Annotated in this window: 17 protein-coding genes and 1 pseudogene; 12 read left to right on the forward strand and 6 right to left on the reverse strand. The window is 33.3% G+C overall.

Annotated elements, in window-relative coordinates; translation table 11 throughout:
• Positions 1–292: hypothetical protein (locus ABYI63_RS15695; protein WP_372757685.1), on the forward strand; the 292-nt coding region annotated here is incomplete at its 5' end.
• Positions 293–463: 171 nt separating this feature from the next.
• On the opposite strand, the gene ABYI63_RS15700 is transcribed toward ABYI63_RS15695, so the two are convergent.
• The 5 genes from ABYI63_RS15700 to ABYI63_RS15720 form a co-directional block, all read right to left on the reverse strand.
• Positions 464–826, reverse strand: a complete 363-nt coding sequence (locus ABYI63_RS15700) for a hypothetical protein (RefSeq protein WP_372757687.1) — start codon at positions 824–826, stop codon at positions 464–466.
• Between the two features lie 26 nt (positions 827–852).
• Entirely contained in the window at positions 853–1,404 is a 552-nt protein-coding gene (locus ABYI63_RS15705) for a hypothetical protein (RefSeq protein ID WP_372757689.1), read from the reverse strand.
• A 22-nt stretch (positions 1,405–1,426) separates the two neighbouring features.
• The gene (locus tag ABYI63_RS15710; protein ID WP_372757691.1) at positions 1,427–2,017 is read right to left on the reverse strand and encodes a hypothetical protein; all 591 of its coding nucleotides are present in this window, start codon (positions 2,015–2,017) and stop codon (positions 1,427–1,429) included.
• Positions 2,018–2,089: 72 nt separating this feature from the next.
• Positions 2,090–4,063 (reverse strand): DUF2779 domain-containing protein, encoded by a 1,974-nt coding sequence (locus ABYI63_RS15715; RefSeq protein WP_372757693.1) that lies wholly within the window; start codon positions 4,061–4,063, stop codon positions 2,090–2,092.
• Positions 4,064–4,102: 39 nt separating this feature from the next.
• The gene (locus tag ABYI63_RS15720) at positions 4,103–4,675 is read right to left on the reverse strand and encodes a hypothetical protein (RefSeq protein WP_372757695.1); all 573 of its coding nucleotides are present in this window, start codon (positions 4,673–4,675) and stop codon (positions 4,103–4,105) included.
• Between the two features lie 326 nt (positions 4,676–5,001).
• Between ABYI63_RS15720 and ABYI63_RS15725 the strand changes: the two genes are divergently transcribed.
• Positions 5,002–5,922, forward strand: a complete 921-nt coding sequence (locus tag ABYI63_RS15725) for a helix-turn-helix transcriptional regulator (RefSeq protein ID WP_372757697.1) — start codon at positions 5,002–5,004, stop codon at positions 5,920–5,922.
• A 268-nt stretch (positions 5,923–6,190) separates the two neighbouring features.
• Here ABYI63_RS15725 and ABYI63_RS15730 read toward each other — a convergent pair whose 3' ends face one another.
• Positions 6,191–7,801: a sigma-54 interaction domain-containing protein gene (locus ABYI63_RS15730; RefSeq protein ID WP_372757699.1), complete on the reverse strand. Its 1,611-nt coding sequence runs from the start codon at positions 7,799–7,801 to the stop codon at positions 6,191–6,193.
• 380 nt (positions 7,802–8,181) lie between these two features.
• Here ABYI63_RS15730 and nifH point away from each other — a divergent pair, with 380 nt between their 5' ends.
• The 10 genes and pseudogenes from nifH to ABYI63_RS15780 form a co-directional block, all read left to right on the forward strand.
• The gene (gene nifH / locus ABYI63_RS15735; protein ID WP_372757700.1) at positions 8,182–9,006 is read left to right on the forward strand and encodes a nitrogenase iron protein; all 825 of its coding nucleotides are present in this window, start codon (positions 8,182–8,184) and stop codon (positions 9,004–9,006) included.
• A 28-nt stretch (positions 9,007–9,034) separates the two neighbouring features.
• Positions 9,035–9,361 (forward strand): P-II family nitrogen regulator, encoded by a 327-nt coding sequence (locus ABYI63_RS15740; RefSeq protein WP_372757702.1) that lies wholly within the window; start codon positions 9,035–9,037, stop codon positions 9,359–9,361.
• Between the two features lie 12 nt (positions 9,362–9,373).
• On the forward strand, positions 9,374–9,751 hold the full coding sequence (locus ABYI63_RS15745; protein WP_372757704.1) for a P-II family nitrogen regulator: 378 nt from the start codon (positions 9,374–9,376) through the stop codon (positions 9,749–9,751).
• 18 nt (positions 9,752–9,769) lie between these two features.
• Complete coding sequence (gene nifD, locus ABYI63_RS15750) at positions 9,770–11,398, forward strand: nitrogenase molybdenum-iron protein alpha chain (RefSeq protein WP_372757706.1); 1,629 nt, start codon at positions 9,770–9,772, stop codon at positions 11,396–11,398.
• Between the two features lie 53 nt (positions 11,399–11,451).
• Positions 11,452–12,834 carry a nitrogenase molybdenum-iron protein subunit beta gene (gene nifK / locus ABYI63_RS15755; protein ID WP_372757708.1) on the forward strand — a complete coding sequence of 461 codons (1,383 nt, stop codon included), beginning with the start codon at positions 11,452–11,454 and terminating at the stop codon, positions 12,832–12,834.
• A gap of 59 nt (positions 12,835–12,893) precedes the next feature.
• Positions 12,894–14,228: a nitrogenase iron-molybdenum cofactor biosynthesis protein NifE gene (gene nifE / locus ABYI63_RS15760; protein WP_372757710.1), complete on the forward strand. Its 1,335-nt coding sequence runs from the start codon at positions 12,894–12,896 to the stop codon at positions 14,226–14,228.
• 3 nt (positions 14,229–14,231) lie between these two features.
• The gene (locus ABYI63_RS15765) at positions 14,232–15,611 is read left to right on the forward strand and encodes a nitrogenase component 1 (RefSeq protein ID WP_372757712.1); all 1,380 of its coding nucleotides are present in this window, start codon (positions 14,232–14,234) and stop codon (positions 15,609–15,611) included.
• 58 nt (positions 15,612–15,669) lie between these two features.
• The gene (locus ABYI63_RS15770) at positions 15,670–16,938 is read left to right on the forward strand and encodes a radical SAM protein (protein ID WP_372757713.1); all 1,269 of its coding nucleotides are present in this window, start codon (positions 15,670–15,672) and stop codon (positions 16,936–16,938) included.
• A gap of 53 nt (positions 16,939–16,991) precedes the next feature.
• Entirely contained in the window at positions 16,992–17,300 is a 309-nt protein-coding gene (locus tag ABYI63_RS15775; RefSeq protein ID WP_372757715.1) for a ferredoxin, read from the forward strand.
• Between the two features lie 77 nt (positions 17,301–17,377).
• A pseudogene (locus ABYI63_RS15780) lies at positions 17,378–17,596 on the forward strand (sulfite exporter TauE/SafE family protein); the annotation flags it as partial.

The raw sequence follows: 17,596 nt of genomic DNA on the forward strand, positions 1-17,596 counted from the left end.
AATAGTTTCTAACGATGACTACGTAGCATTCTGGAAAGAAAAGAATAGCTGCATGCAGCAAGAACCCACAATAGAGCTTCCAGATAACGATAAATGGGACGGAACAACCGTTAGCATAACAAGTTATACCAATTGTAACACGGGAGGCGCACTCAAACTATATAAAATTATAGGTGGTGGTCATACTTGGCCAGGTGGTAAGCAATACCTGGGCAAAAGCATTATTGGTAATACAAGTAGAGAAATTAACGCTTGCGATGAAATTTGGAAGTTTTTTAGCGAACTTGAATAAAGCATTGCATTTTTAACGAACCAAAATAATTTGTAAAAAGCCTATTGTTTTTTGATGTAATTTATTTTCAACAATAAATAACTAGATAATCTAGTATTTATAAGGTTTACATAGAATTATGAACAAGGCGTTTTTTATGTAACATCAAAAACATTTTTAAGTAAAATACGATTATAGACTCTTCATTATCTCACGGTACTTTACTGAGGCATATGTTTTATGGCTATCATAAAAATCTTCATCAATTAAGTAATCAGGGTGTTTTATATTAAAATAATATTCCTCTTCCCAGTTTCTTGTGACCTTAAACGCTTCGCCATCCATAATTAACGTAACCGTCATGGTTCCAATCCACACTTCACTTCCATTTTCATTAATTGTAAATTTATTGGTTCCCTTTACTTCCAATTTTTCTGGCACTAAATTGAAATCCAATAGAAATTCATCATTAAGGGCTTCTTCAAGTCCATTAGCAGAACCTTCTATTAGACCAAATAAATAATCAACAATAAATTTTTTATGTTTAACTTCCATTTGATTAAAATAATCTAACAAGTAAATTAATATTTCAATTTAATATCTTTATTAATTCGCTTATCAGCTTTATACAAAATTCTGTCTGACTCACTAAAAGGGATATTTAATTTTTCACATGTATTTCTTAAATCTTCCAAATATTGGAGATATAATTCTATTTGATATTCTATGTTTTTTTCTGTACGAGTAGTATTTAAGTTCAACGTCTTATCTTTATAAATAACGCGATAAACTCTCTGGTCAATAATCTGATAAACATTCGGGTTTCTAAATCTCATTATGGTTGAAGCCATGGCAATTTGTACCCCTTTAATTTTTAGTAATTTACTTAAAACTTTTCTTGTTATCTCTCTACTCAAAACGTCTTGATTAGTATCTATTGAATTGATAAGACGAAGTATTTCTTTATCAAAATCAGCATATCTATTAACCTTCCAAAGAACAATTTCATTTAAGATATTCTGATCAAATTCTTTATTAGAAGAATCTAATTTTTCCGTTAATGGTTTCTGATAATCGAATAATAAATCATTCTCTTCAATTTTAAAATCTGAGTCAAAAACAGTTTTATGCATAACTAAAAAAAATTAACAATACTTAATTTATTTCTTCAATTTTATACTCTGTATTTCCAAAAATAAAATAATCACCTACCCTTTTATTCATAAGTAATTGACCTAATTTTGATTCAAAATACAAATAATCAAACCCATTGATTAATCCATCTTTTAAATCAATGTTGTTAGTTAATTTTCTTCTTTGAGAAATACTCCCATTAGTAGAAGTGAAAGTTACTTTTGAATTTAAACCAATAATCCGAATGCCATCATCATCTGATTGTTTCCATTCTGAAAAATTAGAAATTTCGGAATTATAAAAACTAAAACGACCATTTGAATATTCCCCTATGGCATAATGTATCTCGCCTTGCGGATAATGATATATATATCCTGAAAACGGGTAATTCCATCCCAAATAGCGATACTCACCTCTTTGCAACCATTCAAAAAGAGGAAAGATTTCTGCCATTCCCTTGTTCCATCTATTATAAGTATATGCTGCGGGATTTTCATATTTAGCATCTTTACTTGTAATTAAAAATTCTTTAATCACTGATGAAGAATAAATTTCTCCTTTATTAAATTCTAAATTAAATTGTTCAATTAATAATAAATCTTGTTCATCCATTGGGTAATAAAATTATGTGTATAGAAAAATAAAACGATATGATTTGTTAAATAAATAGCATTATAAAAAGGACTAGAAATCAAATCTATTCCTAGTTAACTCCAATAAATGCTCATATATCATGACCATAGCTAAAGTATCTAATTCGCAGTATTTAAGCAAGGCTTTTCTTATGTTTTTACGCTCTCTATCATCCATATCTGTATATTGGGTACGACCATAGGCTGTAAGAGCAGCGCCTCCATTATTAATTTCATCCATTTCACCTATAAGTTCAAAACTATCATCATGGTCTTTGTGTGTTGGCGGAAGCGATTTATATGGGTCTACAACTTCACCGTTTTCCTTAGTAATCCATATTTTACTAGGCTTGAAGTTTTTTGATGTGACTTTTAAATTCGCTAGAGGCTGACTGTATTTATTAATTACATACTGGCTTGTTTTGAAAACGGCTGGTAGTACTTCTTTAATAGAGTTTGAGCCTTTGGTATATGGGTTATAATAATAATCCTTAATTACTTGGCATAAATCTATCATACAGCGGGAGCCTATCCAACTTGGAAAAGGAGAACTTTCTACGGCACGGGTAATTCCTTGAATAAATTCAAACAGATCATTTTTATCTGCTAAATTTGAATCATAAACTTGCTCTAAAATTTGGTTTAAAACGGTATTTTCATGATTAGAAAATCTAAAAATACTACCTTGATTTTGTTCTAATGCCAATTTTAGAGCGCGAACAAATTCAAAATTTGGAAATTCACCTGGGTTTAAGTTAATAAATTCATTTGCATGTTCTATACGCCCATCTTCAAAAAGTATATGATGCGAAAACTGAAAAACAACCTGCTCATAGGGTTTTTGTCCAGCATAAAATGGTAATGCAACCATTGAAGTTTCAAAATCTATAAAGTTTAGAGGAAATATCCAGGTATCCATTTCTGACTTCAATGCTTCTTTTAAAACCTCTGGTTCAAAATCATTTTCTATTGATTTATACTTTTGAATAAGTTGCCTATTAATTCTTGGCATTTTAACAAACGAGTCCGTTTTATCCCCAAAAACCTCATCTTCAATGTCTTTTAGTTTGAATACACCCGAGTCATTTAGTTTACTCCATCTTCTAAAATCCCATATTTCAAAGGCATTAGGCTCGTTAAAATCAGCTTCTTTCCAACCCATTTTTTTTGAAAAACACTCCTTGAATCCTGACTTTAAATTTTGATTATCATTATCAGTTTTAAATTCACATTTTTTGCAGACTTGAAAATTTAAATCGTAATCAAAATAACGATCTTCAGCATAGGCTTTTGCAAAAAGTTGAATGGCATCTTCAAAGTCAAAATCCTTTAAAATTCTATGTTTACCAGATTCTATATCGTTTATAATATTTGAAATATCAACTGTAGATAAAACAGACTCTTGTCTAGGGTTTTCAAGCTTAGATATATGTGTTTGTACTCCTGTTCGGTTATCTGTTTTTTTTGTGACTCTAAATAACTGATTTAATCCGTCTATAGTTGTTTTCTTATTTTTATCTGCTAACATTAGAAAAGGAGTCACTATAAACTCAGGGAATGCCTTTTCGATAACATATTTTTGGAATGCCACATCAAATAAATAAAATTTCCAATCCGTATTGTACTTTACATCTTTTTTAGGATTTCCCTTTTGAAAGGATTTAGACTTAACCTCAATGAGATTAATTTGGTTTCCTTTTTTTTCCAAAATATCAACGCGAATAAAAAGATTGTTGAACTGAAAAGCTGCTTCAAAAATAACGACATTTTCCCTCTCAAGGAGTTTATTAGTTTCCAGTATCTTCTCTTTATAATTATATGCACTATCCGACTTTTTGTCTTCAATTAAAATCCCATCAGGATAATGTAGCTTAGCAAGCTCTTCAACTTGAAAACCTCCTGATGCCAATGCCTCTAAAAATGGATTATCTAGTTTCTGATTAGCATAGTCTTTCTTTTTAGTATAATACAATTTGTTAGGGCATTCCAATCCCAATTTAAATCTCGACTTTGTTAGTGCTCTCATACGATATAAATTTAATTAAATGTGTTTAATTTTTAACAACTAGATTATTTTAAATGTAGGGTCTTTTTGTTCTAGAAAATATTCTATTTCTGTCTTGTGCTCATAGTAAATAATGAGGATTGACAGCGCAAAGGCTGGAAGTAAGGCACAAGGAACTATTTCACTAAAAAACATCATATCTAATCCTTCCATAACTGCTTGATGCACGTCTATTTCGGTAATAAAAAACTCCGAAAAGGATTCAGATTGCTTATCCCATTTTGGTGACATCAAAATCTTAGTACCAAGTTTGTTTTCGTAAGTTGGAAGAAAATTTTCAAAAGAGCTTTCCCATTTTAAAAAATCAATGGAATTTTTTGGTCGTTTCCCCCAATAATTTTTTTGGTATCTAAAGTAGTATATACCTAAATTATGAACAATGTTCAATTGTTCAATAGGGAATTTTAATTGAGAAAACTCTTTAAATAATTTAAAATTTTCCTCTGGATTTGTTTCCAAATTATGATTAAAATAAGTTGTAAACTCTTCTTCAAAACCTTCATATCTATTATCAAAAAGAATTTGAAAGTATGGAATTTTTAAAAAAAAGGATGGATACAATGGAAGTTTCATGTTTGGTTGTATTTATGAATTAACTGTTTACAAATGAAAATATTTGGTTGGACAAATAATGTCCTAAGATTGATTAATTTTTTATAAAATAATAGCAAATACTTATTAATAGTATGGGCCAAAATAATATAACCAAGTGAGGACTTATCGGTTTATCTGATTCTTTAAAATCGTCAGACATTTCAATATTATCTAACTTAGAAACCACATAGTGTATTAATAATCCAAAAGTTAAGTAACTAGCTGTTAAATTTATAACCATAATATTTTGTTTCTACAACATTACCGCTTATATTGGACAAATAATGTCCAACCTTGTAAAAAGAATGAAATCGTATCCAAACTTATCGCGCTTAATTTTTATTATTAAAATTTTAAAGAGAAACCGATTAACAAAGACAAATCTGAAAGAACGATTAGAAAATTTTGATATTTATGTTTCAGAAAAAACACTTCAAAGAGATTTTAGTATAATAAAAGACCTTGGTTATGATTTAAATCAAAGCGGCTCCTATGAGTTCTATATAGAAAATGATATAACCCATGAAATAGACATTTTAAATAAGGTTAAAGACCAAATGAACTCAAGTAGCTTACATCAGTTCATTACAGATGAGAATACGCTACAGGCGCCCCCTACTAGAAGTACTGGAATATTGCCATCTATATTAAAATCTATATCAAACCGCCATTCTATAAGTTTTGTGTATAAAAAATATAACTCAAAAGATAAAAGAACTCACCATGTAGCACCGTTGGTTTTAAAGGAACATAATGGTCAATGGCATTTGCTAGCTTTTGAATTAGATTCAGACTACCCAATGGCAAAAGTATTTGGGTGTGACCGAATAGATTCATTAAGCACACAAGAGCAATTTGAGATTAATTTAATAGATGACAACAAACAAAAAATACTTGACTTTAAAAATACCTTAGGAGCCTCTATGCCATTAAGTGAATGGGAGCCTTCAAAACCATATTTTAAAACCCCGAGCACAGAAACAATTGTATTAGAAGTTAAAGAAAATTATTTGCCCTATTTGAAAAATAATTCTGTACATTATTCTCAAAGAATCTCCGATGACGTTGAAAATGGATTTACCAAAGTATATTTTAAACTTATTCCCAACTTAGAATTAATCAAATTTATACTTGCTCAGCAAGGTGATATTAAAATAATTGAACCTGTAAATTTAAAGAAGTTCGTTCGAGCGCATTATAAAAATTTAATTTTAGATATTTCTTAGAATAAAATTTTTCAAATTAAATTTTAGTTCAATAACAAGTCATACCAATTGTAACACAGGAGGCGCACTTAAATTATATAAAATTGTGGGTGGTGGTCATACTTCGCCAGGTGGCAAGCAATACTTGGGCAAAAGAATTATTGGTAATACAAGTAGAGAAATTAATGCTTGCGATGAAATTTGGAAGTTTTTTAGCGCACATGAATAAAAAACAGCATTAATTATAAACTAAATTAACTTGTAAAAAGCCTATTGTTTTTTGATGCAATTAACTCGCTTTACCTTTATACTTATCTACATTGATATTGTATTTGTCAATTCTCAACCCCAGTTTACGATTGGAAATACTGAGCTCTTTGGCTGTCTGCAGAACATTTCCTTTTTTTGCTGTAAGACAATCTATAATTAATTGTTTTTCGACTTTTTCGACAATAATTTGAAGGGTTCCTTTACTGAAAGTGCTGGATGATTCCGCCGTTTGGAGTGTAGGTGGTAAATTTTCTATTCTAATAACTTGATCGGTGCTAATAATGGCCGCCCTCTCAATACAGTTTTCCAATTCACGAATATTCCCTGGCCAATGATAAATCATTAAAGCATCGATGGCCGAAGAAGCAATTCGAATAATATTTGTACCATTTTTTTTATTAGCTTTTTGGATAAAGTGGTCTGCTAAAAGCGGAATATCATTTAGCCGTTCCCTTAAAGCGGGCATGTATATAGGAAACACATTAAGACGGTAGTACAAATCTTCTCTAAAACTACCCTCAACAATCGCTTTCTCTAAATTTCTATTGGTTGCCGTTATAATTCTTACATCGCATGGTATGGTTTTGTTTCCTCCTAATCGTTCAAATTGTTTTTCTTGAAGTACTCGCAACAATTTTATTTGCATCGGCGCAGATAATTCACCAATTTCGTCAATAAATAAAGTACCGCCTTCAGCCAACTCAAATCGTCCTTTCTTTTGTTCTGAAGCACCCGTAAAAGCGCCTTTTTCGTGTCCGAACAATTCGCTTTCAATCAACGTTTCCGGTAAGGCCGAACAATTTACTTTAATAAAGGGCTTGGATTCTCTATCACTTTTATAATGTATAGCATCGGCAATTAACTCTTTACCAACACCACTCTCACCTCTTATAAGTACTGTAGCGTGGGTTTTTGAAACCTGTTCGATTTGTTTAAAAATTTCACGTAATTTAGATGAATTACCAACCATATTCTCTTGTAAAAATCGATTTTCAAGTTCTAAATGTAATTGTTGGTTTTCATTTTTTAAACGCTCAATATATTCCATTCTATCTTGCCTTGCTCTAACTGCCTGTCCAATCATCGCCCCAATAACAGAAAGAATTCGAATGAGCTCATCTTTATTAACACGTTCGTCAAATATCCTTGATATACTTAATGTTCCAACGATTTCAAAATCGACTTTTATAGGTACAATAATAAAAGAGATGTCTTTTTTGGCTTTAGTTTTAAGTTGCAATTTAGTTTTATTAGCAAAACCAAATGCAGAATCAATTTTATCTATAAATATTGGATTACCCGTTTTTACCACATTTCCAGTTACCCCTTCCCCAATTAAATAATTTCCTTGCTTTTTATCTTCCACCGAAATACCATAGGAAGCTTCAATTAAAATTTTGGATACTTCCCGGTTTAATATCGATAACATAGAACGTTCGGCATCTAAATATTTTGCAACCAACTCCATAATGGGATCTAAAGTGTCTTTGATAAACCGACTGTTATTAATCATAGTACTGATTTCAAACAATAACGGCAGTTCCGTATCCCCTTTACAAAATCTCCCAGCCTTATGGCAATAATGACTTTTGAATCCGTCCTTAATAGTATTATCTATAGGTGTAGACATTGTATTGCTATTTAGTTCTTACTTCATTTTTAGGAAGCATATTGTGAATTGTAAAAATACATAATTTTTACAAAAAAAGGCATTTCTATTAATTTTAATCAACGAAAACGTAATAGTGCGAATTTATTTTCATTGATTTATTTAATTTACTAATAATTATTTAAAATCATTTTTTTACAATTATGTAAAAACAGCCTTTATATTTTACATTAATGTAAAGTTTCTTTCTTATCAAATTGTCTCTAAAAAATTATTCAAAATTTTTAACAATCTAAATATCAGATATATAAAATCATTTTACTTAAAGCCTCTTTATTAATTTATTCTAATGGCACAGAACTTGGCTATCTGGTTTCAAAGATTCACTAAAATTTTTAATTATGAGAAAAATAGCAATTTACGGAAAAGGTGGTATAGGTAAATCTACCACTACACAAAACACAGTAGCTGGATTAGCCGAAATGGGCAAAAAAATTATGGTGGTAGGATGCGATCCTAAAGCCGATTCAACACGACTTCTATTAGGTGGTCTAGCTCAAAAAACAGTATTAGACACTTTAAGGGAAGAAGGTGAAGATGTTGTTTTAGAAGACATCATGAAACCTGGCTACGGAAACACAAGCTGTACCGAATCTGGCGGACCAGAGCCTGGAGTTGGATGCGCCGGTCGTGGTATTATCACATCTATTAATATGTTGGAACAACTAGGTGCTTATGATACCGATAAGTCATTAGATTATGCCTTCTACGATGTATTAGGAGACGTAGTTTGTGGTGGTTTTGCCATGCCAATTAGAGATGGAAAAGCTGAAGAAATTTACATTGTGGTATCTGGAGAAATGATGGCCATGTACGCTGCCAACAATATATGCAAAGGTATTGTAAAATTTGCCCAAGCAGGTGCGGTACGTTTAGGCGGACTTATTTGTAATAGTCGTCTTGTAGATAACGAGCGCGAAATGATTGAACAATTGGCCAAAAAACTAGGAACTCAAATGATTCATTTTGTACCTCGCGATAACATGGTTCAAAAAGCTGAAATTCATAGAAAAACAGTCATCGAATACGAACCTACACACTCTCAAGCAGATGAATACAGACAATTGGCAAGAAAAATTGACCAAAACAAATTATTCGTAGTTCCAACACCTCTTGAAATAGAAGAATTGGAAGGATTACTTATCGAATTTGGAATTTTAAATTAATAAAACTCATCATTTAAAAAATAACTATATGCAATTAATAAGAGCTATTGTACGATCTGAAAAGTCTGCAACCGTAATTAAAGCGTTATTCGAATCCGGATATGTAGCTGTAACAAAAGTACCTGTAGTTGGGCGCGGAAAACAAAGAGGAATAAAAGTAGGCGACATTACTTATGATGAAATTCCGAAAGATTTATTAATGATTGTTGTTAAAGACGAAGACAAAGATTTTTCAGTAAGAACAATTATGGAAGCCGCCCGAACAGGAGAAAAAGGAGCTTTTGGAGATGGTAAAATCTTTATAAGTTCAGTTGAAGAAGCCTATACGATAAGTCGTGGCACAAAAGAACTTTAAAAGAAAAAAATAATGAAGACCATCATAGCCATATTAAGGATTCACACAATGAATCAAACAAAAAAAGCCCTTTCTGATGCTAACATACCATCATTTACAGCAACTGGTCAAGTTTATGGCCGTGGAAAAGGAAAATGGGATGCCCAAGTTATGGAAGGTGTAAAAAACAACCAACCTGAAGCCATCGCATTATTGGGACCCGAACCAAGACTCAGATTGCATCGCATGATAACACTAACGGTAGCAGATTCAAAAGTTAAAACAGCTGTGCAGGCCATTATGGATGCCAACAGAACAAATGCACCTGGTGATGGAAAAATATTTGTACTACCTAACTCTGAAGCCATAAGTATTCGAACTGGTGAATCTGGAGATAGCGTATTGGATTAATACTTAAAACGAAAAAACATGTCTATAAATAATAAAAACATATTTCCTGATCCATCGGAATTAATAGAAGAAATATTAAACAAATACCCCAGTAAAATAGGAAAAAAGAGAGCAAAATCTTTGGTTACTAATGATCCTGAGGAAGATCAAGAAATTCAATCAAATATTAGAACTATTCCGGGAATTATTACGCAAAGAGGCTGCTGTTATGCAGGTTGTAAAGGTGTAATATTAGGACCCACTCGCGATATTATAAACATTGTTCACGGCCCTATTGGATGCTCATTTTACGCTTGGCTTACGCGAAGAAACCAAACAGACGCAGGTCCCGATGGCGAAAACTACATGAACTACTGCTTTTCTACAGATATGCAGGATACTAATATTGTTTTTGGAGGTGAAAAAAAATTAGAAGAAGCTATTAGAGAAGCTTACGAAATATTCAAACCACATTCCATAGGTGTATTTTCAACCTGCCCTATCGGGTTAATTGGAGATGATGTACATGCCGTTTCAAAAAAAATGAAAGAAGAATTGGGTATTAACATCTTCGGATTTAGTTGTGAAGGATATAAAGGTGTAAGTCAATCCGCTGGTCACCATATTGCCAACAACGGCATTTTTAAACATGTAGTTGGTTTAAACGACACCGATCCGGGAGGGAAATTTAAACTAAACCTATTGGGTGAATATAATATTGGTGGTGATTCTTTTGTACTTGAAAAATATTTTGAAGAAATGGGAATTACGCTTGTTTCTACTTTTAGTGGTAATTCAAGTATTCATCAGTTTGAAAATGCACATATGGCAGACTTAAACGCCGTAATGTGTCATAGATCCATCAATTATATTGCTGAAATGCTAGAGAAAAAATACGGTATTCCTTGGATAAAAATCAATTTTATCGGAGCCGATGCCACAGCCAAATCATTACGAAAGATTGCTGAATATTTCGAAGACGAAGAACTAATGGCGAAAACCGAAGAAATTATTGCTCGCGAAATGTTAGAGGTTAAAGCAACTATTGAAGATGTAAAAACCAGAACTGAAGGCAAACTTTGTATGATGTATGTTGGAGGGTCTAGAGCGCACCACTACCAAGAATTATTTGGAGAAATAGGAATGCGCACCGTCTCTGCTGGATATGAATTTGGGCATAGAGATGATTATGAAGGACGAAAAGTTATTGACAGTATAAAAATTGATGCCGACAGCAGAAATATTGAAGAACTTGAAATAAGCAAAGAAGAAGCTAAATGGAGAGAAGATTTAGTAGCTAAAAAAACAGCACTTGAAAATAAAGGCTATGGATTTGCCGAGTACGAAGGCATGATGCCCGATATGGAAAAAAACAGTTTAGTAATTGATGATATTTCACATTGGGAAACCGAAAAATTAATCGAATTCTATAAACCAGACATTATTGGCGCCGGTATCAAAGAAAAATACGTAATACAAAAATATGGCGTGCCATTAAAACAATTACATAGTTATGACTATGGCGGACCCTACGCAGGTTTTAAAGGAGCTGTTAATTTTTACAAGGATATAGACAAAATGGTGAACACTAAAATTTGGGGCTTAATTCCTCCTCCTTGGAAAAATCAACCAGAATTAGTAGCAAAAATGGCTAACTCAGCTTATTAATTGAGTTAAAGCGCATTTATAAAACAATTTACAAACTTTAAATTAGAGATATTATGTTATTAAGACATACCACAAAAGATATAAAAGAAAGGTCGGCTTTAACAATAAATCCAGCCAAAACTTGCCAGCCAGTTGGAGCCATGTATGCGGCACTCGGAATTCATGGGTGTTTACCACATAGCCATGGTTCACAAGGCTGTTGTTCCTATCACAGAAGTGCACTTACAAGACATTATAAAGAACCTATAATGGCGGCAACCAGCTCATTTACCGAAGGGTCTTCAGTATTTGGAGGACAATCTAACTTAATGCAAGCCATAGACAATATTTTTACAATCTATGAACCAGACGTCATTGCCGTACATTCAACTTGCTTGTCTGAAACTATTGGTGATGACCTCACTCAAATTGTTGAAAAAGCAAATGCAGGCGGTAAAATTCCAGAAGGCAAACACGTTATATATTGTAATACACCTAGTTATATTGGATCTCATGTTACAGGTTATGCCAATATGGTAACTGGCATGGTAAAATGTTTATCAAAATCTACAGGAGTAAAAAACGATAAAATAAATCTAATTTCTGGTTGGGTCGAACCATCAGACATGCGCGAAGTAAAAAGGATAGCAAACCTTATGGGCGCAAAATTTACGTTATTCCCTGACACTTCTGATGTTGTTGACACCCCGCAAACTGGTAGTTTTCAAATGTATCCAAAAGGCGGAACAACGGTGCCAGAATTAATTGCTACAGGAGACAATAAAGCAACTTTGGCCTTTGGAGAGTGGGCAACTACTGATGCCGCTAAAAATTTAAACATTAAATGTAAAGTTCCTTTTGAAGTTACACAGCTTCCTATTGGAGTAAGAGCAACAGACCGTTTTATCATGAAACTATCTCAATTGGCAGAAGTAAGTATTCCTGATGAAATTACCGCCGAAAGAGGCAGATTAGTAGACATGATTACAGACATGCAACAGTATCTACACGGTAAACGTGTTGCGCTATGGGGAGATCCAGATCAATTAATTCCATTAGTTGAGTTTTTACTAGACATGAATATGAAACCTGTTTATGTGGTTTCGGGTACACCAGGCAAAAAAATGCAAAAAGAACTAGAAGAATTACTATTACCAATAGTTCCAGAAGCTAAATTCCAAAATGGGACTGGTGCAGACATGTATTTAATGCATCAATGGATTAAAGAAGAAGGAGTTGATTTATTAATAGGTAACACCTATGGTAAATATATTTCAAGAGACGAAAACACGCCGTTTTTAAGAATGGGATTCCCGATTTTAGATCGTGTTGGTCACTCCTATTTTCCAACCTTAGGTTACATGGGTGGTCTTAGAATTTTGGAAAAAATACTAGACTTAATCATGGATAAACAAGATTTAGAATCAACTGAATCAGAATTTGAATTGGTTATGTAAACCTAAACAAAAAGCATTCAAAAAGTTCAAAATGAATATATAAATTAAAATTTGATCATATGGAATCTATACTAAAAGGCAGACAAAAACAAGTAATGACAAAGGGTACAGATTCTCATGAATTAAGTTGTGACAAATCTAGTCTTGCAGGATCCGTAAGCCAAAGGGCTTGCGTATTTTGCGGATCTAGAGTTGTTTTATATCCAATTTCAGACGCACTCCATTTAGTGCATGGTCCCATTGGTTGTGCTGCATATACTTGGGATATTAGAGGTGCATTATCTTCGGGACCACAAATTCATAGACTCAGCTTCTCAACCGATATTAAAGAAAAACAAGTTGTTTTTGGAGGCGAAAATACCTTGAAAAATGCGCTTATCGAATTAATTGCCGAGTACAAGCCAAAAGCGGCTTTTGTATATTCTACTTGTATAGTCGATTTAATAGGTGATGATGTTGAAAGCGTTTGCAAAAGTGTAACGAAAATTACAGGCGTTGAAGTAATAACTGTACAAGCACCTGGTTTTGCCGGTACCAAAAAAGACGGTTACAAAGTGGCCTGCGATGCCATAATGAAACTTGTTGGAAGCAAAGGAACCGATGACACTATACCAAACAGCATTAATATAATTGGCGATTTTAACCTTGCTGGCGAACTTTATTTATTGCGTGATTATTACGAAAAAATGGGCGTTCACATTATGGCGACTATCACGGGCGATGGTCGTGTAGACGATATTCGTCAGTCCCATAAAGCAGCTCTTAACATTGTTCAATGTTCTGGCTCTATGAGCAACCTCGCTGTTCAAATGGAAAAGAAATATCAAATTCCTAATATGCGAGTTTCCTATTTCGGGATAGAAGATATGTCCGATGCACTTTACAGTGTTGCTCGTTTTTTTGATGATAAGAACATGATGGACAAAGCCATTGAGTTGGTGCGGACGGAAGTAAGCGATTTATTACCCCAACTAGAATTCTATAAAAGAGCATTAACTGGCAAAAAAGCAGCTATTTATGTTGGGGGTGCTTTTAAAGCAATTTCATTAATAAAAGCACTTCGAATGATTGGGGTACAAACTGTTATTGTTGGTTCTCAAACAGGAAACAAGGAAGATTATTTAACAATGAAAAACCTAAGCGACGAAGGAACCATTCTTGTAGACGACACAAACCCACTGGAATTAACTCAATTAGTTAAACGAACCAAAGCCGACATTTTAATAGGCGGCGTTAAGGAAAGACCAATTGCTTATAAATTAGGTTTAGGCTTTTGCGATCATAACCATGAACGAAAATTGGCATTGGCTGGTTACGAGGGCATGCTAAACTTTGCTAAAGAAATTTATGCAACAGCCATGAGTCCTGTTTTTCAATTCACTAAAATCAAATAACATATGGATACCTCAATAATAGACAAAGAAAAAGCATTTACATCAACTCGTAATGCTTGTAAGGTATGCACACCTTTAGGAGGAAGCATTGTATTTAAAGGTATTGAAGGCTGCGTTCCATTAATCCACGGGTCTCAAGGTTGTGCCACGTATATAAGACGTTATTTGATAAGTCATTATAAAGAACCAGTAGATATTGCGTCAACTAATTTTACCGAAGAAACAGCCATTTTTGGTGGCGAAAAAAATTTATTTATTGCCATAGACAATGTTACAAAACAGTACAAACCAAAAATAATTGGCATTGCTACTACCTGTTTAAGTGAAGTAATTGGTGATGATATGCGAAAAATTATTCATAAGTACAAAACAGAACATGCTCAAGATTCTACTATTCCAGAATTAGTTTTTGTAAATACGCCAAGTTTTATGGGTACGCACATTAACGGATTTCATGACACGGTTTTATCACTTGTTAAAGCATTTGCCACAAAAGATAATTCAACTCAAAATATCAACATATTTCCTGGATTTCTTTCGCCAGCAGACCTTCAATTGTTAAAAGAAATATTTGAAGATGTAGGCATCAAAGGCATTATGACTCCTGATTATTCCGATATTTTAGATAATGAATATACCGGAGAATATGAAAAACTTCCTAAAGGAGGCACAACCTTAAAAGAATTACAACAAACAGCCAATTCAAAAGCCTCTATTGAGTTTGGGTATATTTTAAACAAATCAAATCCACAATCGAAATCGGCTGCTGAATTTTTAGAAACCACATTTGATGTGCCAAGGATAAATTTAAATATCCCTATGGGGATTAATGCTACCGATGCCTTTTTTAATGCACTTGAAAAATTATCAAACAGTAAAACTCCTGAAAAATATACAAAACAACGCGGAAAATTAATCGATGCTTATGTAGACGGACACAAATATGTATTTGGTAAAAAAGCAGTGGTGTATGGCGAAGAAGATTTTGTAGTTGCTATGATTTCATTTCTAGAAGAAATTGGCATTGAAACCGTGTTATGTGCTTCTGGTGGTGACAGCGGATTATTAAAAACTGTCATTGAAGAAAAAATCAATCCGAGAACTGAAATTTTGATTCACGATAATTTTGATTTTGAAGAAATAGCCACGGTTTGCAAAGAATTAAAACCAGACATTTTGATTGGAAACAGCAAAGGCTATTATATAGCTCGCGAGCTAGGAATCCCTTTAGCAAGAGTGGGTTTCCCTATACATGATAGATTGGGAGGCGCTAGAATTAAACACATTGGTTACGAAGGCACTCAGCAATTATTCGACCTCATTGCAAATACACTAATTCAAGAAATGCAAGATCATTCGCCAGTTGGGTATAAATATATGTAACCAATACTATTAAAAAATTAAATATTGAAAAGATAGAAAACCATAAAAACGTAAGAACATGGAAAATACTACAGCTTTAAATAAGGTACACCCTTGCTTCGACAAAGAAGCGAAATTAAAATACGCAAGAATTCATATACCAGTAGCGCCTAAATGTAACGTTCAATGTGGTTATTGTAATAGAAAATACGATTGTGTAAACGAAAGCAGACCAGGTGTTACAAGTTCTGTTTTAAAACCTTTTCAAGCGCTTAACTACATAAGAGCCATTTCACAAAGAATAAAAAATGTTTCTACTGTTGGTATCGCGGGACCTGGCGATTCTTTTGCAGAACCCGAAAAAACACTAGAATCTATTAGATTGATAAAAAATGAATTTCCCGATAAAATATTTTGTCTTTCTTCAAATGGCTTAAATATACTGCCATATATTGATGAAATTGCAAAACTAAACGTAACCCACGTTACAGTAACCATAAACAGTTTCAGACTAGAAACTTTAGAAAAAATATACAAATGGGCACGCTACAATAAAAAAATGTATCGTGGTACAGAAGCGGCAAAATTAATGCTAAGCCAACAAGGTGAAGCGGTTAAAAAATTAGTTGAAAAAGGTATTGTTGTAAAAATAAATACCGTTATCATTCCGGGTGTTAATGACACTGAAATAGAGGAAGTTGCTAAAATAGTGAGCGAATTAGGAGCAACCACTATGAACTGTATCCCATTAATTCCAACAGAAGGAAGTGATATGGCAGATTTTGAAAAACCTACCGGTGAAGCCATTCGAAATATTATCCGATCTATCCATAAGTATATTAAACCCATGACGCATTGCGCACGCTGTAGAGCTGATGCCGCCGGCATGTTAGGTAAAGACGATACAAGTGCTTATCAATTAATCGATCAATGTGCTGCAATGCCAACTGCCGTCGATAAAACTAAACCGTACGTAGCGGTTGCTAGTTATGAAGGGTTAATGATTAACAAACATTTGGGTGAAGCTACCGATTTCTTGATTTACAAACAAACCACCTCGGGTTATGAATTGGTTGAAAGACGCTTTGCTCCAGCAAAAGGCGCCGGAGATCTGCGTTGGATTAATCTCGCTAAAACCTTAAAAGATTGTTCTTATATATTAGTAAATGGCGTAGGCGCAAAACCAGTGGATTTACTTCAAAAAGTTGGCATTGCTGTAGTAGAAATGTCTGGCTTAATTGACGATGGATTAGATGCCGTTTATAAAGGAACGAAATTAAAATCGGTACTTAAAACAACCTTAGGTAAATGCGGAAGTGGTTGCGGTGGTAATGCCATGGGCTGCTAAGACTTCATTAAAAAATATTAGCATACAATTTATTCAAACAAAACAATAACAACATGAAAAAGCCAGATCATTTAATACTGCTATGCAACTCCTACAGAATGGTAGGCGAAGCAAAAGGCACCTGCCTAAAAAGAGGGTCAACAGATTTAATACAATATCTTACAGAGGAAGCCGCCGATAGAGGATTGGATGTCGCTGTTACCACAACAGCTTGTTTAAATATATGTCCACAAGGTCCTGTTATTATTATTCAGCCTGATAATTATTATTATGGCGGAATTACAGACGAGGATAAAATTGATGAAATATTAGAAGCTCTAGAAGAAAATAAAGCAGTTGAGGAATATTTAATTTCTGATTAGAAATTATAAAATGAACACGCTTTGGTTTGTGATAATCAACTTTAAATCAAATATTTAACTAACAATAATTCTTGTTTATGGAACCTTATTTTTTAATCATCCTATTTATTGTTGCTTTTTTATATGCATCAGTCGGTCATGGTGGAGCTAGCGGCTATTTAGCTTTAATGGCACTATTTGGAATTGAAGCCGTTACAATGAGATCTTCAGCACTTATCTTAAATTTATTTGTTGCAGGAATTGCGTTTTACAGTTATTACAAAGGAGGTTTTTTTAAATGGAAAATACTCCTCCCC

Source organism: Mariniflexile sp., from assembly GCF_041583155.1.
Lineage (GTDB): Bacteria > Bacteroidota > Bacteroidia > Flavobacteriales > Flavobacteriaceae > Mariniflexile.